The sequence below is a fragment of the Halorubrum sp. Atlit-8R genome, from assembly GCF_003666025.1.
Lineage (GTDB): Archaea > Halobacteriota > Halobacteria > Halobacteriales > Haloferacaceae > Halorubrum > Halorubrum salinarum.
Map to the genome: position 1 here is coordinate 127,997 of NZ_QPLV01000002.1, position 19,000 is coordinate 146,996.

Below are 19,000 nucleotides of genomic sequence, written 5' to 3' on the forward strand. Positions count from 1 at the left end.
ACCTCCCCAACCTCGTCGCTCACGCCCTCCGGGCGTTCGCGACTCCCTCGCGCGTGCGACTCGCGCCACACGGGCGCTCGCCGGCACGCGCCACCGCACGGCACTCACTTATAAACAGATTCGAGCGTGTCGCCGTCGCAGACGCACCTTTTAGGTCGCGGGGGAGCGCCGTTCGGGTATGATCGACAGGCTGCTCGGGCGCGCCGAGCTGAAGGAGCGCATCGAGGAGTTAGAGGAGGAGAAGCGGCACCTCGAACGGCGCGCGGAGGCCGAAGAGGAGCGCCGGTCCGACGCCGTCGCCGACCGCCAGCGCGCCGAGGAGCGCGTCAACGAGCTCGAACACCGGATCGAGTCGTTAGAGGAGCGGCTGGAGCGCGCGGAGGGGACCGAGGCGTCCGTCGAGTTCCGGCGCGTGAGCGACCTGCGCGGCCCGAAGCTGACCGACGCGCTCGACCGCTTCCGCGCCGTCGAGAGCGACGACCCCGAGGGGCTGTTGACCGCGTTCGTCCCCGACGCCGACTCCGTCCCGGCGACCGTCGCGGACTGGTTCGGCGAGCGCGCGGCGCTCGTCCGGCGCGCGGCCCCGGCCGTGGTCCTCGCCGACGACACCGGCGCGGTGAGCGTCGCGCTGACGCCGCCGATAGCGCCCGACCCGTTCGACCGGTGGAGCGACCGCTTCCGGCTCGACGAGTCGTGGTTCCGCCCGACCGGTCGGTTCGCGTTCGCGCTGGTCCGCTCGGACACCTTCGCCGTCGGCACCTACGAGGGCGCCGAGCGCGTCGCCTTCGAGGGGTTCACCAGCGACGTGAAGGAGGCGCACTCGAAGGGCGGGTTCTCACAGGGGCGCTTCGAGCGCCGCCGCGAGGGACAGATCGACGACCACCTCGACCGGGCGGCCGAGACGCTCTCCGAGGTCGCCGACGCGAACGACCTCGACCGCGTGATCGCCGTCGGCGAGCGCAGCGTCCTCGGGCGGGTGCGCGACCGCGCCGACGTCACCGACGTCTCCGACGCCACCGGGAAGCCGGAGGCGGCGCTCGACGACGCGTTCCGCGACTTCTGGCGGGTTCGGGTCCGCGCGATCTGAAGGCCGGGCCCGGAGCGGCCGGGCCGCGTCAGAAGGGCGACTCGGGGCCTTCGTCGGCCCCCTCGTCCCCTTCGGGCGCCGGCGACTCGGTCAGCTCGCCGATCGCTTCCTGCCACCCCTCGATGCCGCCGCGGAGGCTCTCGACGCGCGCGTCTTGCGTGCCCTCGTAGCTGCCGATGAGCTGGGCCGCCTGCTGGCTGGCGACGCCGTGGGGACAGACCGTGACGATACGGTCCGCGCCCTCCAGCTCCGCGACCCGGCTCGTCAGCTCCGGGAAGGGGATGCACTCGCTGTCGGGGAGGTGGCCGCGGTCGAACGCCCGCTGATCGCGGATGTCGACGATACGCAGCGACTCGTCGGGGGAGCCGTCGCGCTCGTCCAGCAGCGCCGACAGCTCCTCGGGATCGATTTCGCCGTCCATCAGGGGAGGGGTGCGATGCTGGCCGTGAGCACGGCCCGGTCGTCGGTGTCGTTGCGCGCGCCGTGGACCGCGCCGCGCTCGTTCGGCACCACCGCGGGCGCCGCGAGCGCCGCCTCCTCGCCGTCGCGGACCACGGTCGGCTCCCCCTCCAGCACGTGGAACACGTTCGTGGCGTCGGCGTGTTCGTGCGGGTCGACCGCCGCGTCGGGGCCGAGGACGAACGCCTTCACGAGCACGTCGTCGGTCACCAGTAGCTCCGCCGTCTCGACCTCGCCGGGGCCCGGGTCGAGCCCGTCGACCGCCGCCGCGTAGCTGTCGAGCGTCATACCTCCACCTCGCGGGGGACGGGGAAAAATCGCGCGCTCGGGGCGACTCAGTACGTGGGCGACTCCTCGGGCTCGCCGTCGCGCGCGTTGACGACCCGACCGAGGGTGAAGAGGAGGTCGGAGAGCCGGTTGAGGTAGGTGACGACGGCCTCGTTTATCGGCTCCGAGCGCGCGAGGTCGACGACGCGCCGCTCCGCGCGCCGCACCACGGCGCGCGCGTGGTGAAGCGCCGCCCCCGCCTCGCCGCCGCCCGGCAGGATGAACGACTGGAGCGGCTCCAGCTCCTCGTCGAACGCGTCGATGCGGTCCTCGAGCGCCGCGGTGTGATCGCTTTCCACCTGCGGGTCGTCCGGGTCCGGGTCGGGGTTCGCGAGGTCCGCCTGGACGATGTGGAGGTGGTTCTGTATCGTCTCCAGCAGGTCGTCGACGTCGTCGTGACCCGTCGGGCGGACCGTGCCGAGGAGGGCGTTCGCCTCGTCGACGGAGCCGTACGCCTCGATGCGGTGGCTCGACTTCGACACCCGGCTCATGTCCCGGAGGTCGGTCTCGCCCTCGTCGCCGCGGCCGGTGTAGATGCTCATGCGAGGGTCCTCTCGACGTACTCGACGATGTTCGCGCTCTCGGCCATCGTCACGCCGCGCTCCTCGTCGACGAGGACCGGGACGCCGCGCTGGCCGCTGACGCGCTTGACCTCGTTCCGCCGCGAGTGGAGCGCCTCCACCCACTCCGTCTCGTAGTCGACGCCCGCCTCGTCCAAGGCGTCGGCCGCCTTCTCGCACCAGGGACACCCGTCAAGGGCGTACAGTCGAACGCTCATACCGATCGATCCGTCCGCGGCGTCAAGAAGGTGTGCGTCCGGCGCGGATCGGCCGGCGGGACCCGGTCCCCCGAGCCCCTCAGAGGTCGTGGTACGACTCCATCTTGGCCCGGTGTTCCTCGGGGATCGGCGCCGGGTCTCCGGTCTCCGGGTCCAGCGCGACGACCGTCGCCTCGGCCTCCGCGGCGACCGCGTCGCCGACGCGGATCTCGTGGGTCATCGTCGCGCTCGACCGCCCCAGGTCGGCCACGTCGACGGTGACGGTCACCGACCCGTCCGGGAGTTCGATCGGGCGACGGAAGTCGATCGACAGCGACGCCAGCACGGTCGACGCCCGAGAGAGGTTGATGTCGAGGACGTCGCGGAAGTACCTCGTCCGCGCCTGCTCGACGTACGTCGCGTAGACGGCGTTGTTGACGTGACCCAGCGCGTCGATGTCGCGGAACCGCACGTCGATGTCCGCAGTGTACGTTCCCATGTCGGACCCACTGGCGGCGGTCGTATGTAGGCGTCGGGTTCGAGGCGACGACCGCCGGCGCGGGCGGCGCGCGGAGCCGCCCCGGCAACGTATAAAGGCGACACGCGCCTATCGGCGGGGTATGGACAACGGCGCGATCGACGACGTCGACAGGGCGATCCTCTACGCGCTCCAGGCCGACGCCCGGAACACGTCGTCCGGGGACATCGCGGAGCGGACCGGCACCTCGGACAGCACCGTCCGCAAGCGCATCCAGCGGCTCGAATCGGAGGGCGTGATCAAGGGGTACAGCGCCAGCGTCGACTACCAGCGGTCGGGGTACCCGCTCCGGATGCTGCTCTACTGTACCGCGTCGATCCCGGAGCGCGGGGAACTCATCCCCGACATCTTAGAGATCGACGGCGTCGTCTCGGTCCAGGAGCTCGTGACGGGCGAGCAGAACCTGCTCGTGACGGTGGTCGGCGAGTCGGACAGCGACATCACGCCCGTGGCGCAGGCGCTCCTCGACATGGGCGTCACGGTCGCCGACGAGGTGCTCGTGCGGACCCACGAGACCACCCCCTTCGGGCGGTTCGACGCGGAGCGGCACGAGGGCGACTGACCGGGGCGGTCAGCCGACGACCCGCTTCACGTCCAGCCCGGTGGCGCGCCGGACGACCGCGCTGACCGGGTCGGCCGTCCCGGAGGTGTTGTCCGAGTCGCCGTCGAGGACGAGCAGCGCCGCCCGCCGCCCGGGCTCGACGACGCCGCAGTCGAGCCCGGCGATCTCGGCGCCCGCGGCGGTGGCCATCCGCAGCACCTCCCGGTCGGTCACGTCGAACCGCTTCGCGGCGGTCGCCATCTCGCGGAACATCGACGGCTGGTTCAGCATGACGTTGTCCGTGCCGAGCGCGACGGTCGCGTGGTCCACCAGGTCGCGCATCGGCGCCGTCCCGACGCCGAGGACCGCGTTCGCGCGCGGGCAGACCGCGATCGGAACGGACTGGTCCGCGACCCGTTCGAGGTGCTCTTCCTCGGCGTGGACCATGTGGACGAGCAGGTCCGGGTCCAGGTCGAGCGCCGGGTGGATGTCGGTCGCGTCGGGCTCGCCGGCGTGGATCGCGAAGGGGACGCCGCGCTCCTCGCAGGCGGCGCGCTCGGCGGCGAAGTCGTCGTCGTTGGCGCCGGAGGCACCGTAGCCGTCGGCCACGTCGAGCACCGCCGGGTCGCCGCTCCCGAAGATGAACGGGTCGACGCCCGTGTCTTCGGCCGCCTCGCGGAGCGCGCGCGCGCCGGGAAGGCCCGACTCGCGGAAGTCCAGCGCGGAGACGGTGCCCGTCCGGCGCATGTACCGGAGGGTGCGGCGCATCGCCGACACCAGTTCGTCGCGGTCGGCGGCCGCCAGCCGGCGGTGTTTCAGGCTGTCCGGCGGCGCCACGGCCTCGTCGAGCGAGAGGCCGACGGCCGCCTCCTTCGCGACGGAGTCCCCGAGGTGGGTGTGCGCGTTGACGAACGCCGGCAGCACGATGTCCGTCGACTCCGTGGCCGTCTCCTCGACCGCCGCTATCCGCCCGTCCTCGACGACGACCCGTCCCCGCACCGGCTCGAACGACTCGCCGGCGAGGACGGTCCCCGAGAGTTCTTCCATACCGCCTCTCCGAACCGGGGGACGTTATGGTTTCCTGAGTGGCGACGGCGGGCGAGCGGAAGTCGAGTGGGGTCGCAGGCCGGGGTCGTCCGCTGTACGCTCGCGAGTCGATAAACATAATGTTCTATAATCCAGAATATACGAACGAATTGTGAATACAGACAGATTTAATAGACGTAACGTTCTCGAAAGCGCATAGATGCGACCGAATTCGGATCCGGACGCGGTCCGGACGCCGACGGCGGTCGCGTGACGGCTCGAACGATGTCAGGACGCACCTCGAAACCGACGGTCGGAGCGCTCCGGGAGACGGCCGAACCCTCGTCCCTTCCCGTCGCATTAACCCGGCTCGCGTGGACGCTGTTCGCCGCGAGCGTCGCCGTCCTCGTCGCCCGACTCCGACTCGGCGGGGTGTGGGAGATCCCCGGCGCGGTCGCCGTCGACGGGCTGACCGTCCTGATGTGGGTGGTGGTCACGTTCTTCAGCGGGATCGTCCACAGCTACTCGCGCCGCTACATGGCCGGGGACGCCCACGAGACCGACTTCTTCCTCGGCGTCTTCGGGTTCACGCTCGCCGTGATGGCGCTCGTCGCGGCCGACCACGTCGCGCTGTTCTGGACCTGCTGGCTGGCGATGGGGCTCCTGATGGCCCGGCTCGTCGGCACCGTCGACGGCTGGCCGCAGGCCCGCGCCGCCGCGAGCGTCGCCCGCCGTCACTTCCTCGCCAGCAGCGCGCTGCTCGGCGTCGCGCTGGCTGCGCTGTGGCGGACGACCGGCGAGACGACGATATCCGGAATCGCCGCGAGCGCCGACGCCCTCGGCGGGCCCGCGTGGCTCGTCGCCGGCGCCGCGCTCGTCCTCGCGGCGATGATCCAGTCGGCGCTGGTCCCGTTCCACGGCTGGCTGCTCTCCTCGATGACCGCCCCCACGCCCGCCTCGGCGCTGATGCACGCCGGGTTCGTCAACGCGGGCGGGATCCTGTTGACCCGGTTCGCGCCCGTCGTGACCGTCGAGACCGGGCTCATGCTCGCCGTCGTGGTCGTCGGCGCCGCGAGCGCGCTGGCCGGGAAGCTGCTCAAGACCGTCCGGGCGGACGTGAAGGGCGAACTGGGCTGCTCGACGGTCGGGCAGATGGGCTTCATGATCGTCCAGGCCGGCCTCGGCTTCTTCGGCGCCGCCGTCACGCACCTCATCCTCCACGGGTTCTACAAGGCGTACCACTTCCTGAGCGCGGGCGACGAGGTCGAGCGCGCGGCCCCGGGAGCGGCCGGCCACGACGCCGGCGGGACGGGCGTCGCCGGCGCGGTCGTCGTCCTGCTGACGGGGCTCGCGGGCGGCGCGACGTTCGCGCTCCTGACGGGGAAGGGGACGAGCGTCGACACCGGGCTGCTGCTCGCCGGGTTCGTGACGCTCACGACCCTCCACGCGGCCCGGAGCGCCGTCCGGCAGACCGCCCTCTCGACGGCGGCCCGCTACGCGGCGGTCCCGCTCGTGGCGCTCCCGGCCATCGCCGTGTACGCGCTCGCGTACCGGGCCGTCTCGGGGGTCCTCTCCGGGCTCCCGCTCGTCTCCGCGCCGACCGAGCTGACCGCGCTCCACGTCGTCGTCGCCGTCGCCTTCCTCGCGGCGTACGTCGCGGTCGAGACCGGCGTCCACGAGCGGAGCGAGCGCCTCTACGTCGCGCTGCTGAACGCGGGCCAACCGGCCCCGAACACCGTCCTGACCGCCACGGAGGAGTACAATGACAGCTGAGACCGGTACCGACGACGACGCTGACGACATCGAAGCGGAGATCGACGCGGCCGCGACCGCGGTGGGCTCGGTCTGGCCGGTCCACTCGTTCGTGACCGCGAACCCCCTCGCCGGCTTCGAGGACCTGCCGTTCGACGAGGCCGTGAGCCGGGCGGCGACCCTGCTCGGCGGGCGCGGCTACCCGCGCGCGGAGACGTTCCGGGCGGCCCTCGACGAGGGGCGGATCGACCCGGAGCGCCTCGACGCGGAGCTGACCGACCGGGGGTACGAGGCGGACCCGGAGGCCACGCTGGAGCGGCTGGCGGCCGCCGAGGACGCGGACGGAGCGAGCGGCGCCGGCGAGGCGGCCGGCTCGGCCGCGGGCGCCAACCGCGTCGACCGCGTGCTGACGAAGTGGCTCTCGGCGTTCCTCGACGAGGGGCAGGCCGAGTGGGCGATGCCGAACCGCGAGGCGGGCTTCTACGACGCGTTCCGCTCTGTGGCCCGCCACGACGACGAGATCCCCGACGACGGGCTCGTCGCCGACCTGCCGGCGTCGCCGACCGAGGCGATCGAGGCCGCGCTGGCGCCGTATCCCCGCGAGCGGTGGGAGGCGGTCTTCGAGGCGCAGTTCGCCGCGCTCCCCGGGTGGACCGGACTGCTCAAGCGGCGCGCCGACGACGGCGGCGCGTGGCAGAGCGCGTACCCGATCACGCTGACGGGGTACCTCGCGGCGCGGCTCGCGCTGGCGGACGCCCTCGGGGTCGACCTCTCGCCGCCCGAGACCGACAGGCCGGCGGTCGAGCCGAGCGACGAGATCGCCGACGCGTTCCTGAGCGCGTGGGAGGCGACGTACCGCGACGGACTCGTCGAGCGCGTCGCCGCCGAGAGCGAGGCCCGCGAGGAGGAGCGCGGGGCGCGCGCCGACGGCGGCGCGTCGGGTCGCCCGGACGCCCAGCTGGTCTTCTGTATCGACACGCGCTCGGAGGTGATCCGCCGTCACGTCGAGGCGACCGGCGACTACGAGACGCACGGGTACGCCGGCTTCTTCGGCGTCCCGATGGAGTACAGCGGCTACGACGCGGACGTGTCCGTCGACGCCTGTCCGCCGATCCTCGACCCGCAGCACCGCGTCGAGGAGGTCCCGACGGACGGCGACGCGCGCAGGAGCCGCGACCGCTGGGGCGGCCTCCGCGAGGCGGCCGGCGAGGTGGTCGAGACGCTGCGGTCGAACCCCGCCACCGCGTTCAGCTTCGTCGAGGGCGCCGGGAGCGGGTACGGGCTCGCGCTCGCCGCGCGCACGCTCGTCCCGGGCCGGGTGCGCGACCTGCTCGGCGGCGCCGACGACGCGGTGCCGGGCGACCACGAGTTCTGCGAGCCCGGCGTCCACGGACACGACGACGCCGGCGAGGGGCTGCCGACGGGGCTGTCCCGCGACGAGCGGGTCGAGTACGCCGCGACCGCGTTCGAGCTGATGGGGTGGGAGTCGTTCGGCCGCCTGGTCGTCTTCACGGGCCACGCGGCGGAGACGGCGAACAACCCCTACGACTCCAGCCTCGACTGCGGCGCCTGCGCCGGCAACCCGGGCGGCCCGAGCGCCCGCGTGCTCGCCGCGATCTGTAACGACCCCGAGGTCAGGGACGGATTACGCGAGCGCGGGATCGACGTGCCCGACGACACCGTCTTCCTCGCCGCCGAACACAACACGACGACCGACGAGGTGACGCTGTACGACCGCGACGTGCCCGACTCGCACGCCGACGACCTCGAACGGCTGCGCGCGGACCTCGACGCCGCCCGCGAGCGCGCCGCCGACGAGCGCACCGGCGGGGCCGCCGAGGGGGCGGGCGTCCGCGAGACCGAGCGCCGCGCCGGCGACTGGGCCGAGACGCGCCCCGAGTGGGGGCTGGCCGGCAACGCCGGCTTCGTCGTCGGGCCCCGCGATCTGACGGACGGGCTCGACCTCGACGGGCGCGCCTTCCTCCACTCGTACGACTGGGCGACCGACGCGGACGGCGACGCGCTCGAAGCGATCCTCACCGGACCGATGGTCGTCACCCAGTGGATCAACGCACAGTACTACTTCTCGACGGTCGACAACGCGGCGTACGGCAGCGGGTCGAAGGTGACGCACAACCCCGTCGGGAACGTCGGCGTCTACCAGGGCAACGGCGGCGACCTGATGACCGGCCTGCCCCTCCAGTCGGTCATGGCCGCCGCCGACGAGCCGTACCACCTGCCCCTCCGGCTCTCGACGGTCGTCCACGCGCCGGTCGACCGCGTCACCGAGATACTGGCCGACAACGAGTCGGTGGCCGGGCTCTTGGACAACGGCTGGCTGTCGCTGACGGTCGTCGACCCGACGCGCGACCACCGCGCCTTCCACTACGACGGCGGGCTGGAGTGGACGCCGACGCCGGAGGCGGCCGACCCCGCCCGCGAGCGGCGCGCGGCCCCCGCCGTCGCGGACGACTGAGCGCCGTCCTCGGGCGGCGGCCCGCCGCGCGGTATCAGAAGTGATTGTCGGGAGGCAACGCCTATCCCCCGGGCGACGATGTCGGTGGTATGAGGAGCGAACGGCCCGTTGACCTGCTGTACGTCAACGACGACGATCAGCTCCGGGAGCTGGTCTCGCGGCAGCTGCGGGCGGAGAGCGACCGGCTCCGGATCGAGACCGCGGACTCCGCGGCCGAGGGAGAGCGACTGCTGGCGGAACGGGCGATCGACTGCGTGCTCTGCGACCACCACATGCCGGACGTGACCGGCGTCGAGTTCCTGCGGTCGGTCCGCGAGGACCGGCCGGACCTCCCCTTCCTGCTTTTCACGAACACCGGGACCGAGACGGTCGCGAGCGAGAGCATCGAGGCCGGCGTCACCGACTACGTGATCCAGGACGCCGTCGAGAACCAGGCGCCGCTGCTGGCGCGGAAGATCGTCACCTACGTCGAACACCGGCGGGCGCAGCGCGAGCGCGACCGGACGAACAGGCGGCTCCGCGAGATCGCCGCCGTGACGGACCAGGTGTGGTGGGTGTTCTCGCCGACGTGGGACGAGCTCCGGTTCATCAACGACGGCCACGAGGCGATATTCGGCCAGCCGGCGGATGAGCTCCGGGACGACCCGACGACGTTCTTAGACAGGATCCACGGCGACGACGTGGCCCGGGTACAGCAGGCGATGGAGTCGGCCTCGGCGGGGACGCCGCAGGTCGTCGAGTACCGCGTCGAGAAGTCCGAAACGGTGGAGATATGGGCCGAGTCGCGGTGTAAGCCGATCACCGACGACGACGGCGCGGTCACGTCGCTCGTGGGGCTGACGCGCGACATCACCGACCGGAAGCTGTACCAGCGGGAGCTGACGGAGACGATCGACCAGTTGGAGGAGTTCACCGGGACCGTCTCGCACGACCTCCGGAACCCGCTGAACGTCGCGGCCGGGAACCTCAGCCTCGCGGCCGCGGAGCGCGACGACGAGCGCGTCGACACAGCGCTCAACGCGGTCCAGCGCATGGACGCCCTCGTCGACGAGCTGCTGACGCTCGCGCGGGAGGGCAAGACGCTCAGCGACCGGAGCGAGGTGCCGTACGCGGAGATCGTTTCGAAGAGCTACGAGAACGTCCGCGCGCCCGAGAGCAGTCTGCGGATCGAAGAGAGCGTCGCGCTCTCGTGCGACTCCGCCCGGCTCACCGAGGCGTTCGAGAACGTCATCCGCAACGCCGTCGAACACGGCGGCAGCAGCGTCGCCCTCACCGCGGGCGTGCTCCCCGACGGGCGCGGCGTGTTCATCGAGGACGACGGGCCCGGGATCGCGCCGGAGGACCGCGAGCGCGTCTTCGAGAAGGGCCACACGACGAGACGGGACGGGAGCGGGTTCGGCCTCGCCATCGTCGAGCGAATCGTCGACGCGCACGGCTGGGACGTGCGCATCGACGAGGGCGACGCGGGGGGCGCCCGCTTCGAAATCGTCACCTGACCGCCGGACCGCTCCTCCCGAACCGGGGCCGGTGCCCGCGCGTGCGGAGCCGGTTCAGACGCCGGGCACCCCGAACGCGCTGATCCCGAGCCCGAGAACGCCGTTCAGCACGGCGATGACGACCAGGGCGGCGGCCCACGCGACGAGCCCCATGACCGCCGCGTCCCTCCAGCCGCCGGGGTACCGCCACTTGATCACCCACACCCACGCGACCAGCGCGACGACCGGGCCGATCAGCGGGATCAGCGATCCGAGCGCCCAGGCGAGGGCGCCGAGCAGCGCCGTGACCACGGCGTGCGAGTAGTCGTCGACCCCCGCGACGATCCGACCGCTGACGTAGATGCCCAGGCCGCCGACCAGCAGCGCGACGACGAACGAGACGATTGCTCCGAGAACCATGCGTCCGACCTCGCCGCTCGGACGGATATAACAGGGGGACAGCGTCAGACTCGGTGACAGGTTCCGGGCCGTCGGCGCAGACTGTGCCGGGTCGGTGACGGAGACTGCGACCGTATCGTCGACGCGGCGGAAAATCGGAAGGGGACGGGCGGCGGTCAGTACAGCAGCGCGTCGTCGTTCTCGATCATGTACAGCGACCGGGCCGCGATGTTGACCGCGTGGTCGCCGACGCGCTCGAGGTCGCGGATCGTGAGCAGGAGCCGCGAGACGTTCCGCATCGTCGCCTCCACGTCCTCCTCCTCGCGGAGTTCGTCGCGCTCGATGAGGTCGCGGACGACGAGGTCGCTCGCGGCCTCGCAGGCGGCGTCGAGGTCGTCGTCCGCCTCGGCGACCGCGTAACAGCGCTCGGGGTCCGACTCCGCGTAGGCGTCCATCGCCTCCTCCAGCATCGCCAGCGTGTCGTCGCCGATGCGCTGGACGTCGACGTCGGGGAACACCTCGCGGTCGGCCCGCTTCGCGTACTCGCCGAGGTTCGTCGCGAGGTCCGCGATCCGTTCGAGGTCCGTGATGATCTTGAACGAGGCGGCGATGAAGCGCAGGTCGCCCGCGACCGGCTGCTGTAACGCGATGAGGTCCGTACACTGCCCCTCCAACTCCAAGTAGAGGTCGTTGATCTCGGCGTCGCCGGTGATCACCTCCTCGCCTAACTCCTCGTCCTGCTGTTCGAGGGCGTCGAGCCCCTTGCGGAGGCGCTCGGCGACCACTTCGCTCATGTAGAGCACGTCGTCGCGGAGCCCCTCTAACTTCGTCTGGTACTGTTCGCGTGGCATCGTGTTGGCGTATCCGCCACGCCGGACGCACAAAAACACGTCGGCGGGCGTCGGTTCTCGGCGACAATCTCCGGTTGTCCGGCGTACGGTCGAACGCTGCCACGGTGTCTCCTGATTTATCCCCCGGAGCGATAGGGGAGGGCATGTCAGGTGAACTCGACCCGTCGCGGCGGCGCGTCTTGCGCGGCGTCGCGACCGGGGTGACGGCGGGAGCGATCGCCGGCTGCGCCGGTCGCAGCCCCGACGCCGATGGGAACGGAACCGCCGAGACGAACCAAAACGGAACGGACGACGGGAGCGGGGGCGAGAGCGAGCCGGTCAGCGGCGGGGAGCTGGTGTACTCCCAGCAGGTGTCGCCGATCGAGTTCGACCCGATCGTCGTCAACGACATCTACTCCCAGCAGGTGTGCTCGCAGGTGTTCGAGCCGCTGTACGCCTACGACGAGGGGACCGACCCCGTCCCGCACCTCGCCCGCGAGGAGCCGACGATCGAACGCGACGGGACGCGGTACGTCGTGGAGCTGCGCGACGGCCCGCGCTTCCAGAACGGCGAGCCGGTCACCGCGGAGGACGTCCGGTACTCGCTGCTGGCGCCGGTCGAGGAGGAGACCGCGAACGCCCCGGACGTCGACATGATCGACGCGGTGGAGGTCGTCGACGAGCGGACCGTCCAGATCGACTTACAGTACGGCTACGGCCCGTTCTACGCGCTCGGGCTGACGCGGAACGTGGTGCCCAAGTCGGTCCGGGAGGAGGACAAGGACGCATTCAACCTCGAATCACCGGTCGGCTCGGGGCCGTTCGAGTTCGTCGACTGGACCGAAGGCGAGTTCGTCGACCTGGTGAAGTGGGACGACTACTGGGGCGACGAGCTGCCGCACCTGGACCGGCTCCGGTTCGAGCCGGTCGCGGAGAGCACGACGCGCGTCGTCTCGCTGGAGACCGGGCAGTCGGACGTCGCGGACGGGATCACGCCGCAGACGTGGCAGACGGTCCAGAGCGCGGACAACATGTCGCTCCAGTCGGAGCCCGGCATCTCCTACTACTACCTCGCGTTCAACTGTAACGAAGGGCCGACCGCGGACCCGCAGGTCCGCGAGGCGATCGACTACGCGGTCTCGATGGACCAGGCGGTCTCCGACTTCATCGAGCCGGCCGGCGAGCGCAACTACGGACCGGTACCGCTCCCGGTCGCCGACTCGTGGGACTTCTCGGTGGACGAGTGGGCGGAGGTGCCCCACGACCGCGACGTCGACCGCGCCGCGGAGCTGCTCGCGGACGCCGGCGTGCCCGAGGACTACAACTTCCGGATCATCGTGCCCCCGGACGACCTCCGGGAGCAGATCGGGATCTCGGTCTCGAACGGCCTCAACGAGGCCGGCTACGAGGCGGAGGTGCGCCGCTACGACTGGGGCACCTTCCTCGACTCGTACAGCACGGGGAACGAGGACGACTACAACATGTACGCGCTGGGGTGGCTCGGCGGTCCCGACCCGGACTCGTACGTGTACAACCTGTTCTACGACGGACAGATCGGCGCCACCAACGGCACCTACTACGAGAACGACGACCTCATGGACGAGATCGTCGAGGCCCGGCGCGCCAGCGACGTCGACGAGCGCCGCGAGCGCTACGAGTCGATCATCCCGACGCTGCTTGAAGACCGGGTCCACCTCCCCAGCTACAGCCTGCGCGTCTCCATCGGCGTCCGCGACTACGTCAACGACTTCGTCGCCCATCCGCGCTCGCAGTACAACCCGCGGGTACTGAGCGACTACAACAACGTGTGGATCGACGAGTGACCGACCGGTTCGGCGGGTAGCGCGGCGCTCGGTCGAAGCGTTCAAACCCCGCGGCGACGAGGGGGCGCACATGCAGAACCTCGAAGACATCGTCCTCGACGAGAACGAGGAGGCCCTCGCCCCGGCGGTCGTGATCGCGACGGTCGCGCTCCTCGCGGTGTTCGTCGTCGGAATCGCGGTCTCCCTCGTCGGACTCGTCGCCTGAGGCCGGCCGCTCGGGCGGCGAACGCGGCCCGCCCCGGCGCGGCCCCGCGCACGGCGTTTTTTGTTCCCGCGTGCGGTCGGGACGGTATGGACAGCCGGATACTCGCCGACCTCCTCGACCGCAACGACGACCACGTCGCTGCGCTGCCGCCCGGCTCCTTCGACCGGCACCGCGACGACCAGCGGCCGGGCGTGGTCTCCGTCTGCTGTTCCGACTCGCGCGTCTCGCAGGAGGGGATGTTCGCCGTCGACGAACCGGGGTACCTCTTCACGTCCGGCGCCATCGGCAACAGCGTCAGCGCCGTCGTCGACGGCGAGCGGGTCCTCGACGGGAGCGTGGCGTATCCGCTCGGACACACCCACACCGAGGTGCTCGTCGTGGTCGGCCACACCGGGTGCGGCGCCGTCGACGCCGCGCTCACCGCGGCCCGCAGCGGCGAGTTCCCGAGCGAACCGGGCGTCCGCGCCGACGTCGAGGCGCTGTTGCCGATCGTCGAGGACGGGCTGAGCGACCCGCGGGTCGTCGGCGAGGCGGCCGACGAAACGGGCGGGGACGCGGCGGGCGAGGACCGGGGCGACGGCGCCGGCACCTCGCTCCGCGACCGCCTCGTCGAGCACAACGTCCACGAGCAGGTCGCGTTCGCCCGCGGGCGCGAGGAAGCGGCGGACGCGACCGTGTACGGCTTCGTCTACGACCTCCACGGGGCGTACGGCGACCGCGACGGCGCCGTCTACCTCGTCAACGCCGACGGCGAGCGCGACTTGGACGCGCTGCGCGACCTCGTCGGCGAGGAGCGCGCCGACCACGTGGGGACGCTGCTGGCGCGGTAGGGTCAGAGCCGGGCACGGCTCCCCGCGGCGCGGGCCGGGGGGTCGCATCCGACAACCGTTTCACGGCGACGCCCGAAGGGGGTTCAAATGGACCGACGCGTCCTGTTCGCGACGCTCATCTTGCTGGCCGGCGGGGCGACCGGCGTCGGGGTGGCGCTGTTCGCGTTCGTCGGCGTCGACGACGCCACCACGGGGACCACGGTCGTGTGGGAGTCGGAGCCGGCGGCCGGCGACGACGGCAGCGGCGCCGTGGTCGCGACCGCCGACGGCGACCCGCTCCTCCTCCGGCCCGCCGTCGAGAACGGGTCGCGTGTCGTCCGCGCGACCGTCGTCGGGACCGATGAGACCCCGTGGACGGTGCCGATCGCCGGGCCGGACGCCGAGCGCGGCGGCGGTGACGACGGGGACGGCTCCGGCGACGGTCCCGTCGGCGTCAGCGGACTCGCGACGGGCACCCTCGGCGGCGACCCGGTCGTCGCGCTCACGACGGCGTCCGGCGAGCTACACGTCGTCGACGCGGCCGACGGCGCGGAGCGGTTCGCGGTCGACCTCGGCGGGCCCTCGGGGATCCGCCCCACCGTCGGCGACCTCACCGGCGACGGAAGCGCGGAGGTGGCCGCCGTCACGACCGACGGGGGCGTCCTCGTCGTCGACGGCGAGGGCGACGCGGTCGCCGAGGCCTCGCTGTCGGGCGAGGTGGCCCGGCGGCCGCTCGTCGTCGAGCCCGACGCCGAGGCCGGCGAGCGGGGCGGGCTGGCGGTGCTGACGACCGCCGGCGACCCCGCGACGGTCCACATGCTCGACGCGAGCGGCGGGACGCGCTGGACGACCGAGCCGAGCGTGAACCCGCTGAGCTGGAACGCGGCGGACAGCCGCGACGGACCGGTGCTGGCGCTCGGCGGCGCGAACGGGAACATCGAGACCGTCGAGACGAGCGACGGGTCCGATCGCTACGAGGTGAAACTCCAGGACCGCCCGATCGCCGTGGGGGACGCCGACCCCGGTCGGGTGTACGTCGGCGGCTCCGGAAGCGTCTGGGCCGTCGACCTCCTCGACGGCGAGGTGGTCTGGAAACAGCAGTACGGCGCCTCGACCCGGATCAACGAGCCGCGGATGGGCGACGTCGACGGGAACGGCGAGCGCGCGCCGGTCGTGGTCAACCGCGCCGGCGAGGTGCTCGCGATGACCCAGCAGGGCGAGGTGCTCGCCCGGGGCGGCCCCGCCGAGGTCGTCGTCTACGGCGGGCCCCTGTTCGCCGACGTGACGGGCGACGGCGGCGACGAGGTGATCGTGGTCGCGGACGACGGGACCGCCGTCGCGGTCGACACCTGACCCGGCGGGGACCGTTACGGTCGTTTATATACGGTCCGCTGAGAGAAACCGGACGACTGAGCGGAGCTTTTCGAGGAACTTCACCGGAAACGCGGTGTGTCGACCAAGCGATGACTCTCCGGAGGTGGGGCGGCGGCGAAAAGCGAAATCCGCGAGCGGCGTCAGTGGTCCTCTTCCTCGTACACCCACGCCGAGGTGTCGAGGTCGTAGTCGACGAGCTCGTCGTCGTCGAAGAACAGGTCGATCTCGCGCTCGTTGGCGCCTTCGTCCTCGTGGTCCGACGCGTGGATCACGTTGTGGCCGAGGTCTAGGCCGAAGTCGCCGCGGATCGTGCCCGGGGCGGACTCGGTCGGGTCGGTCTCGCCGACCATCGCACGGACCTGTCGGGTCGCGTCCGCGCCCTCCCACACCATCGCGAAGACGGGGCCGGAGGTGATGAACTCGACGAGGCCGTCGAAGAACGGCTTGTCGGCGTGCTCGCCGTAGTGCTCCTTCGCGAGCTCCTCGTCGAGCTGGACGAACTTGCCGCCGACGAGCTTGAGCCCGCGCTCCTCGAAGCGAGAGACGATCTCGCCGATGAGGCCGCGCTGGACGCCGTCGGGCTTCACCATCACGAAGGTGCGCTCGTCGTGGTGGCTCACTGCTCGTCGCCTCCGGCTCGGTGGCCCTCCTCGGTCCACTCGACGTCGCGCGCCTCGCGGCCGAGGAAGTAGTTCTTCTCCGCCTTCGAGTCGACGAAGTGGAGGACGGTGCCGTCCTTCTTGACGAACATCGTGCCCGTGCCGGGCTCGATCTCCTCACCGCTGTAATCGCAGGTGCGTGTCTCGACCATTGGTTATCGGCCTCCGATGGAGTCGGCGTCGCGCTGGGTCTCCCGAAGCTGGAGCACGTCGCCCAGACGGACGGGACCCAGGACGTTCCGGGTGATGATCCGGCCCTGGTTCGATCCCTCCTGGATGCGGCACTTGACCTGCATGGCCTCGCCGTGCATCCCGGTCTTGCCGACGACCTCGATGACCTCCGCGGTCGTCGAGTCGCCGGTGCCCTCTTCTGCGCTCATGGGAGGTTATCGGAGCTCCGCGACCTTCTCGCCGATGTCCTCGACGTCGTCGGCGGCGTCGCCGGCGTCGACGACGGCGGCGGCGGCCGAGCCGACCTCGAGGCCGGCGGCCTGTCCGACCTCGTCCTGGGTGTCGACGAAGGCGACGGGGATCCCCTTCTCCTCGGCGAGCTCGGGGAGGTGCATCACGATCTCCTCGGGGGAGACGTCCTCCGCGACGATGACCAGGTCGGCGTTGCCGCGCTCGACGGCCTTGGTGGTCTCGTTGGTTCCTTTCTTCACGGTGCCGGTGTCTCGGGCGACCTCGAGCGCTTCGAGGGATCGCTCCGCGAGGTCCGCCGGGGTGTCGTAGTCTACGTAAACGGGCATGTGTTGTTCACCTATCCTCCGTGTAGGCTCGCGTGTCCGTCCCGTGGTCGGTCCCTAACGGAACGGCACATCATCGACCCCACAGAGGCTGTGCCCCGTCGTAGTCCGGACATCCATAAAAGCGCTTTCAATGTCCTGCGCGTGTGCGAGCGGGGATCACGGGGCGAAACCGCGGGCGGCGGAACGGACGCCGCGCGATCCGGCCGCGCCCCGACCGCGCGGGCGCCGACCGACTCCGCGATTTTTAAACCCCGCTCGCCCCTCTCGTTTCACATCGAATGGTCCGCCTCGTTCACTACTCCGACATCGAGAACGTCTTCGACGCCCCGGAGCGGGCGGCCCGCCTCGCCGGCCGGATCCGCGCGCTCTCGGGCCCTGACGCCGCGGTCGTCGGGACGGGCGACACGACCGCGCCGGGCGTCCTCTCGCTGGTCGCGACCGGCAGGCAGGTCCTCGACTTCTACGAGGCGACCGACACCGCCTTCGACACGTTCGGCAACCACGAGTTCGACTACGGCCCCGACGCGCTCCGCGGGCTCGTCGCCGACTCGCCGGCGACGTTCGTCTCCGCTAACGTCCGCGACGAGTCGGGGGAACCGTTCGGGCGCGCCGAGGGCGTCGTCCCGTGGGCGACCCGGGAGGTCGACGGCGAGACGGTCGGGTTCGTCGGCGTCACCGACCCCGCGACGGACTCGCTGAACCCGATGGCCGCCGACCTCTCGTTCGATGACCCCGTCGCCGCGGCGCGCGACGCGCTCGCGGAGATGCGGACCGCGGTCGCCGAGCGCGGGGAGGAGGGGGCCGGCGGCGACGCGGGCCCGCTCGATCACGTCGTCGTCCTCTCGCACCTCGGCGCCGGCGACGACGATCTCGCCCGCGAACTCGACGTCGACGCGGTGCTCGGCGGCCACGTCCACAGCCGCCGGAACGAGGTCGTCGCGGACACCCTGCTCGTCCGCCCCGGCGTCAACGGCGAGGCGGTCGCGGAGATAACCCTCGACGCAGAGCCCCCGACCGCGACGCTCCACGAGCCGGACGGGGCCGAGCCCGCGCCCGGCCTCGAGGCCGCGCTCGCGGAGCGGATGGCCGCGGCCGACCTCGACGAGGTCGTCGACACGGTCGCGGAGCCGATAGCGCGGACCGGCGACGTGGTCCACGGCGGGGAGTGCCGCGTCGGCAACTTCGTCGCGGACGCGTTCCGCTGGGTCCACGACGCCGACGTGGGGCTGTCGAACGCCGGCGGCCTCCGGCAGGGCGACCCGTTCGCCGGCGACGTGACGAAGGCTGACCTGATCAGTCTGATCCCGTTCGAGGAGCCGGTCGCGCTCGCGTCGGTCACGGGCGCGGAGCTCCACGACGTGTTCCGCGAGATGGCCGCGCCCGACGTGGACTTCGGCGAGGACGACTGGTGGCACGGCCACGTCTCGAACGCCCGGGTCGTCTGGGACGACGACGCCGAGCTGATCTTGGAGGCCACCGTCGGCGGTGAGCCGATCGACCCCGACGCCCGCTACACGGTCGCCGTCTCCGAGTACCTGCTCCACTCGGAACACGAGTACCCGACGCTCGCCCAGCGCCACCGGATCGACGAGGCGGACATCCAGTACGAGGTGCTGGCCGACTACGCCCGCGAGCGGGGGATCGACCCCGAGATCGAGGGCCGGATCGAGATCCGGAACCGCGCCGCCGCGGCCGACGACGACTGAGCGGCGAG

The 19,000-nt window shown here is 71.7% G+C and carries 22 protein-coding genes; 10 read left to right on the top strand and 12 right to left on the bottom strand.

Going from position 1 to position 19,000, the window contains the following annotated elements; all coding sequences use genetic code 11:
* Positions 1-178: 178 nt before the first annotated feature.
* Positions 179-1,087 carry a Vms1/Ankzf1 family peptidyl-tRNA hydrolase gene (locus DVK05_RS06415; protein ID WP_121562575.1) on the top strand — a complete coding sequence of 303 codons (909 nt, stop codon included), beginning with the start codon at positions 179-181 and terminating at the stop codon, positions 1,085-1,087.
* A 28-nt stretch (positions 1,088-1,115) separates the two neighbouring features.
* Here the strand turns inward: DVK05_RS06415 and DVK05_RS06420 are convergent, their stop codons facing one another.
* From DVK05_RS06420 to DVK05_RS06440, 5 genes are all read right to left on the bottom strand, one after another.
* On the bottom strand, positions 1,116-1,508 hold the full coding sequence (locus DVK05_RS06420) for a rhodanese-like domain-containing protein (RefSeq protein WP_121562576.1): 393 nt from the start codon (positions 1,506-1,508) through the stop codon (positions 1,116-1,118).
* A complete protein-coding gene (locus tag DVK05_RS06425) occupies positions 1,508-1,834 on the bottom strand; it encodes a cupin domain-containing protein (protein WP_121562577.1) in 327 nt (108 codons plus the stop codon). Before DVK05_RS06425 ends, DVK05_RS06420 begins: the two co-directional genes overlap by 1 nt.
* Before the next feature lie 47 nt (positions 1,835-1,881).
* The gene (locus DVK05_RS06430) at positions 1,882-2,415 is read right to left on the bottom strand and encodes a cob(I)yrinic acid a,c-diamide adenosyltransferase (protein ID WP_121562578.1); all 534 of its coding nucleotides are present in this window, start codon (positions 2,413-2,415) and stop codon (positions 1,882-1,884) included.
* Complete coding sequence (locus DVK05_RS06435) at positions 2,412-2,651, bottom strand: glutaredoxin (protein ID WP_121562579.1); 240 nt, start codon at positions 2,649-2,651, stop codon at positions 2,412-2,414. The genes DVK05_RS06430 and DVK05_RS06435 overlap by 4 nt, the downstream gene beginning before the upstream one ends.
* Positions 2,652-2,730: 79 nt before the next feature.
* Positions 2,731-3,129, bottom strand: a complete 399-nt coding sequence (locus tag DVK05_RS06440; protein ID WP_121562580.1) for a thioesterase family protein — start codon at positions 3,127-3,129, stop codon at positions 2,731-2,733.
* A 121-nt stretch (positions 3,130-3,250) separates the two neighbouring features.
* On the opposite strand from DVK05_RS06440, the gene DVK05_RS06445 reads away from it, so the two are divergent.
* On the top strand, positions 3,251-3,730 hold the full coding sequence (locus DVK05_RS06445) for an Lrp/AsnC family transcriptional regulator (RefSeq protein ID WP_053771048.1): 480 nt from the start codon (positions 3,251-3,253) through the stop codon (positions 3,728-3,730).
* A gap of 9 nt (positions 3,731-3,739) precedes the next feature.
* Here DVK05_RS06445 and DVK05_RS06450 read toward each other — a convergent pair whose 3' ends face one another.
* Positions 3,740-4,756: an amidohydrolase family protein gene (locus tag DVK05_RS06450; RefSeq protein WP_121562581.1), complete on the bottom strand. Its 1,017-nt coding sequence runs from the start codon at positions 4,754-4,756 to the stop codon at positions 3,740-3,742.
* 264 nt (positions 4,757-5,020) lie between these two features.
* On the opposite strand from DVK05_RS06450, the gene DVK05_RS06455 reads away from it, so the two are divergent.
* The 3 genes from DVK05_RS06455 to DVK05_RS06465 all read left to right on the top strand — a co-directional run bounded on the left by DVK05_RS06455 (position 5,021) and on the right by DVK05_RS06465 (position 10,459).
* Positions 5,021-6,508 carry a proton-conducting transporter membrane subunit gene (locus DVK05_RS06455; RefSeq protein WP_121562582.1) on the top strand — a complete coding sequence of 496 codons (1,488 nt, stop codon included), beginning with the start codon at positions 5,021-5,023 and terminating at the stop codon, positions 6,506-6,508.
* Positions 6,498-8,963: a DUF2309 domain-containing protein gene (locus DVK05_RS06460; RefSeq protein ID WP_121562583.1), complete on the top strand. Its 2,466-nt coding sequence runs from the start codon at positions 6,498-6,500 to the stop codon at positions 8,961-8,963. Before DVK05_RS06455 ends, DVK05_RS06460 begins: the two co-directional genes overlap by 11 nt.
* A gap of 89 nt (positions 8,964-9,052) precedes the next feature.
* Complete coding sequence (locus tag DVK05_RS06465; RefSeq protein WP_121562584.1) at positions 9,053-10,459, top strand: hybrid sensor histidine kinase/response regulator; 1,407 nt, start codon at positions 9,053-9,055, stop codon at positions 10,457-10,459.
* Between the two features lie 54 nt (positions 10,460-10,513).
* Here the strand turns inward: DVK05_RS06465 and DVK05_RS06470 are convergent, their stop codons facing one another.
* Positions 10,514-10,858, bottom strand: a complete 345-nt coding sequence (locus tag DVK05_RS06470) for a hypothetical protein (RefSeq protein ID WP_121562585.1) — start codon at positions 10,856-10,858, stop codon at positions 10,514-10,516.
* Between the two features lie 155 nt (positions 10,859-11,013).
* Positions 11,014-11,688, bottom strand: a complete 675-nt coding sequence (gene phoU / locus DVK05_RS06475) for a phosphate signaling complex protein PhoU (protein WP_121562586.1) — start codon at positions 11,686-11,688, stop codon at positions 11,014-11,016.
* Between the two features lie 143 nt (positions 11,689-11,831).
* Between phoU and DVK05_RS06480 the strand changes: the two genes are divergently transcribed.
* From DVK05_RS06480 to DVK05_RS06490, 4 genes are all read left to right on the top strand, one after another.
* Positions 11,832-13,490 carry an ABC transporter substrate-binding protein gene (locus tag DVK05_RS06480; protein WP_121562587.1) on the top strand — a complete coding sequence of 553 codons (1,659 nt, stop codon included), beginning with the start codon at positions 11,832-11,834 and terminating at the stop codon, positions 13,488-13,490.
* A 70-nt stretch (positions 13,491-13,560) separates the two neighbouring features.
* Positions 13,561-13,695, top strand: a complete 135-nt coding sequence (locus DVK05_RS17690; RefSeq protein ID WP_255409701.1) for a hypothetical protein — start codon at positions 13,561-13,563, stop codon at positions 13,693-13,695.
* Positions 13,696-13,781: 86 nt separating this feature from the next.
* Complete coding sequence (locus DVK05_RS06485) at positions 13,782-14,525, top strand: carbonic anhydrase (protein ID WP_121562588.1); 744 nt, start codon at positions 13,782-13,784, stop codon at positions 14,523-14,525.
* An 87-nt stretch (positions 14,526-14,612) separates the two neighbouring features.
* A complete protein-coding gene (locus DVK05_RS06490) occupies positions 14,613-15,857 on the top strand; it encodes a PQQ-binding-like beta-propeller repeat protein (protein WP_121562589.1) in 1,245 nt (414 codons plus the stop codon).
* A gap of 161 nt (positions 15,858-16,018) precedes the next feature.
* Here DVK05_RS06490 and ndk read toward each other — a convergent pair whose 3' ends face one another.
* From ndk to rpl7ae, 4 genes are read right to left on the bottom strand one after another with little or no spacing between them, the layout of a single operon-like run.
* Complete coding sequence (gene ndk, locus DVK05_RS06495) at positions 16,019-16,498, bottom strand: nucleoside-diphosphate kinase (protein ID WP_121562590.1); 480 nt, start codon at positions 16,496-16,498, stop codon at positions 16,019-16,021.
* Positions 16,495-16,689 carry a 50S ribosomal protein L24e gene (locus DVK05_RS06500; RefSeq protein WP_004595320.1) on the bottom strand — a complete coding sequence of 65 codons (195 nt, stop codon included), beginning with the start codon at positions 16,687-16,689 and terminating at the stop codon, positions 16,495-16,497. Before DVK05_RS06500 ends, ndk begins: the two co-directional genes overlap by 4 nt.
* 3 nt (positions 16,690-16,692) lie before the next feature.
* Positions 16,693-16,917, bottom strand: a complete 225-nt coding sequence (locus tag DVK05_RS06505; RefSeq protein ID WP_004595321.1) for a 30S ribosomal protein S28e — start codon at positions 16,915-16,917, stop codon at positions 16,693-16,695.
* 6 nt (positions 16,918-16,923) lie between these two features.
* The gene (rpl7ae, locus tag DVK05_RS06510; protein ID WP_004595322.1) at positions 16,924-17,286 is read right to left on the bottom strand and encodes a 50S ribosomal protein L7Ae; all 363 of its coding nucleotides are present in this window, start codon (positions 17,284-17,286) and stop codon (positions 16,924-16,926) included.
* Positions 17,287-17,564: 278 nt separating this feature from the next.
* On the opposite strand from rpl7ae, the gene DVK05_RS06515 reads away from it, so the two are divergent.
* Positions 17,565-18,992, top strand: a complete 1,428-nt coding sequence (locus DVK05_RS06515; protein ID WP_121562591.1) for a bifunctional UDP-sugar hydrolase/5'-nucleotidase — start codon at positions 17,565-17,567, stop codon at positions 18,990-18,992.
* The last annotated feature ends 8 nt before the right edge of the window (positions 18,993-19,000 follow it).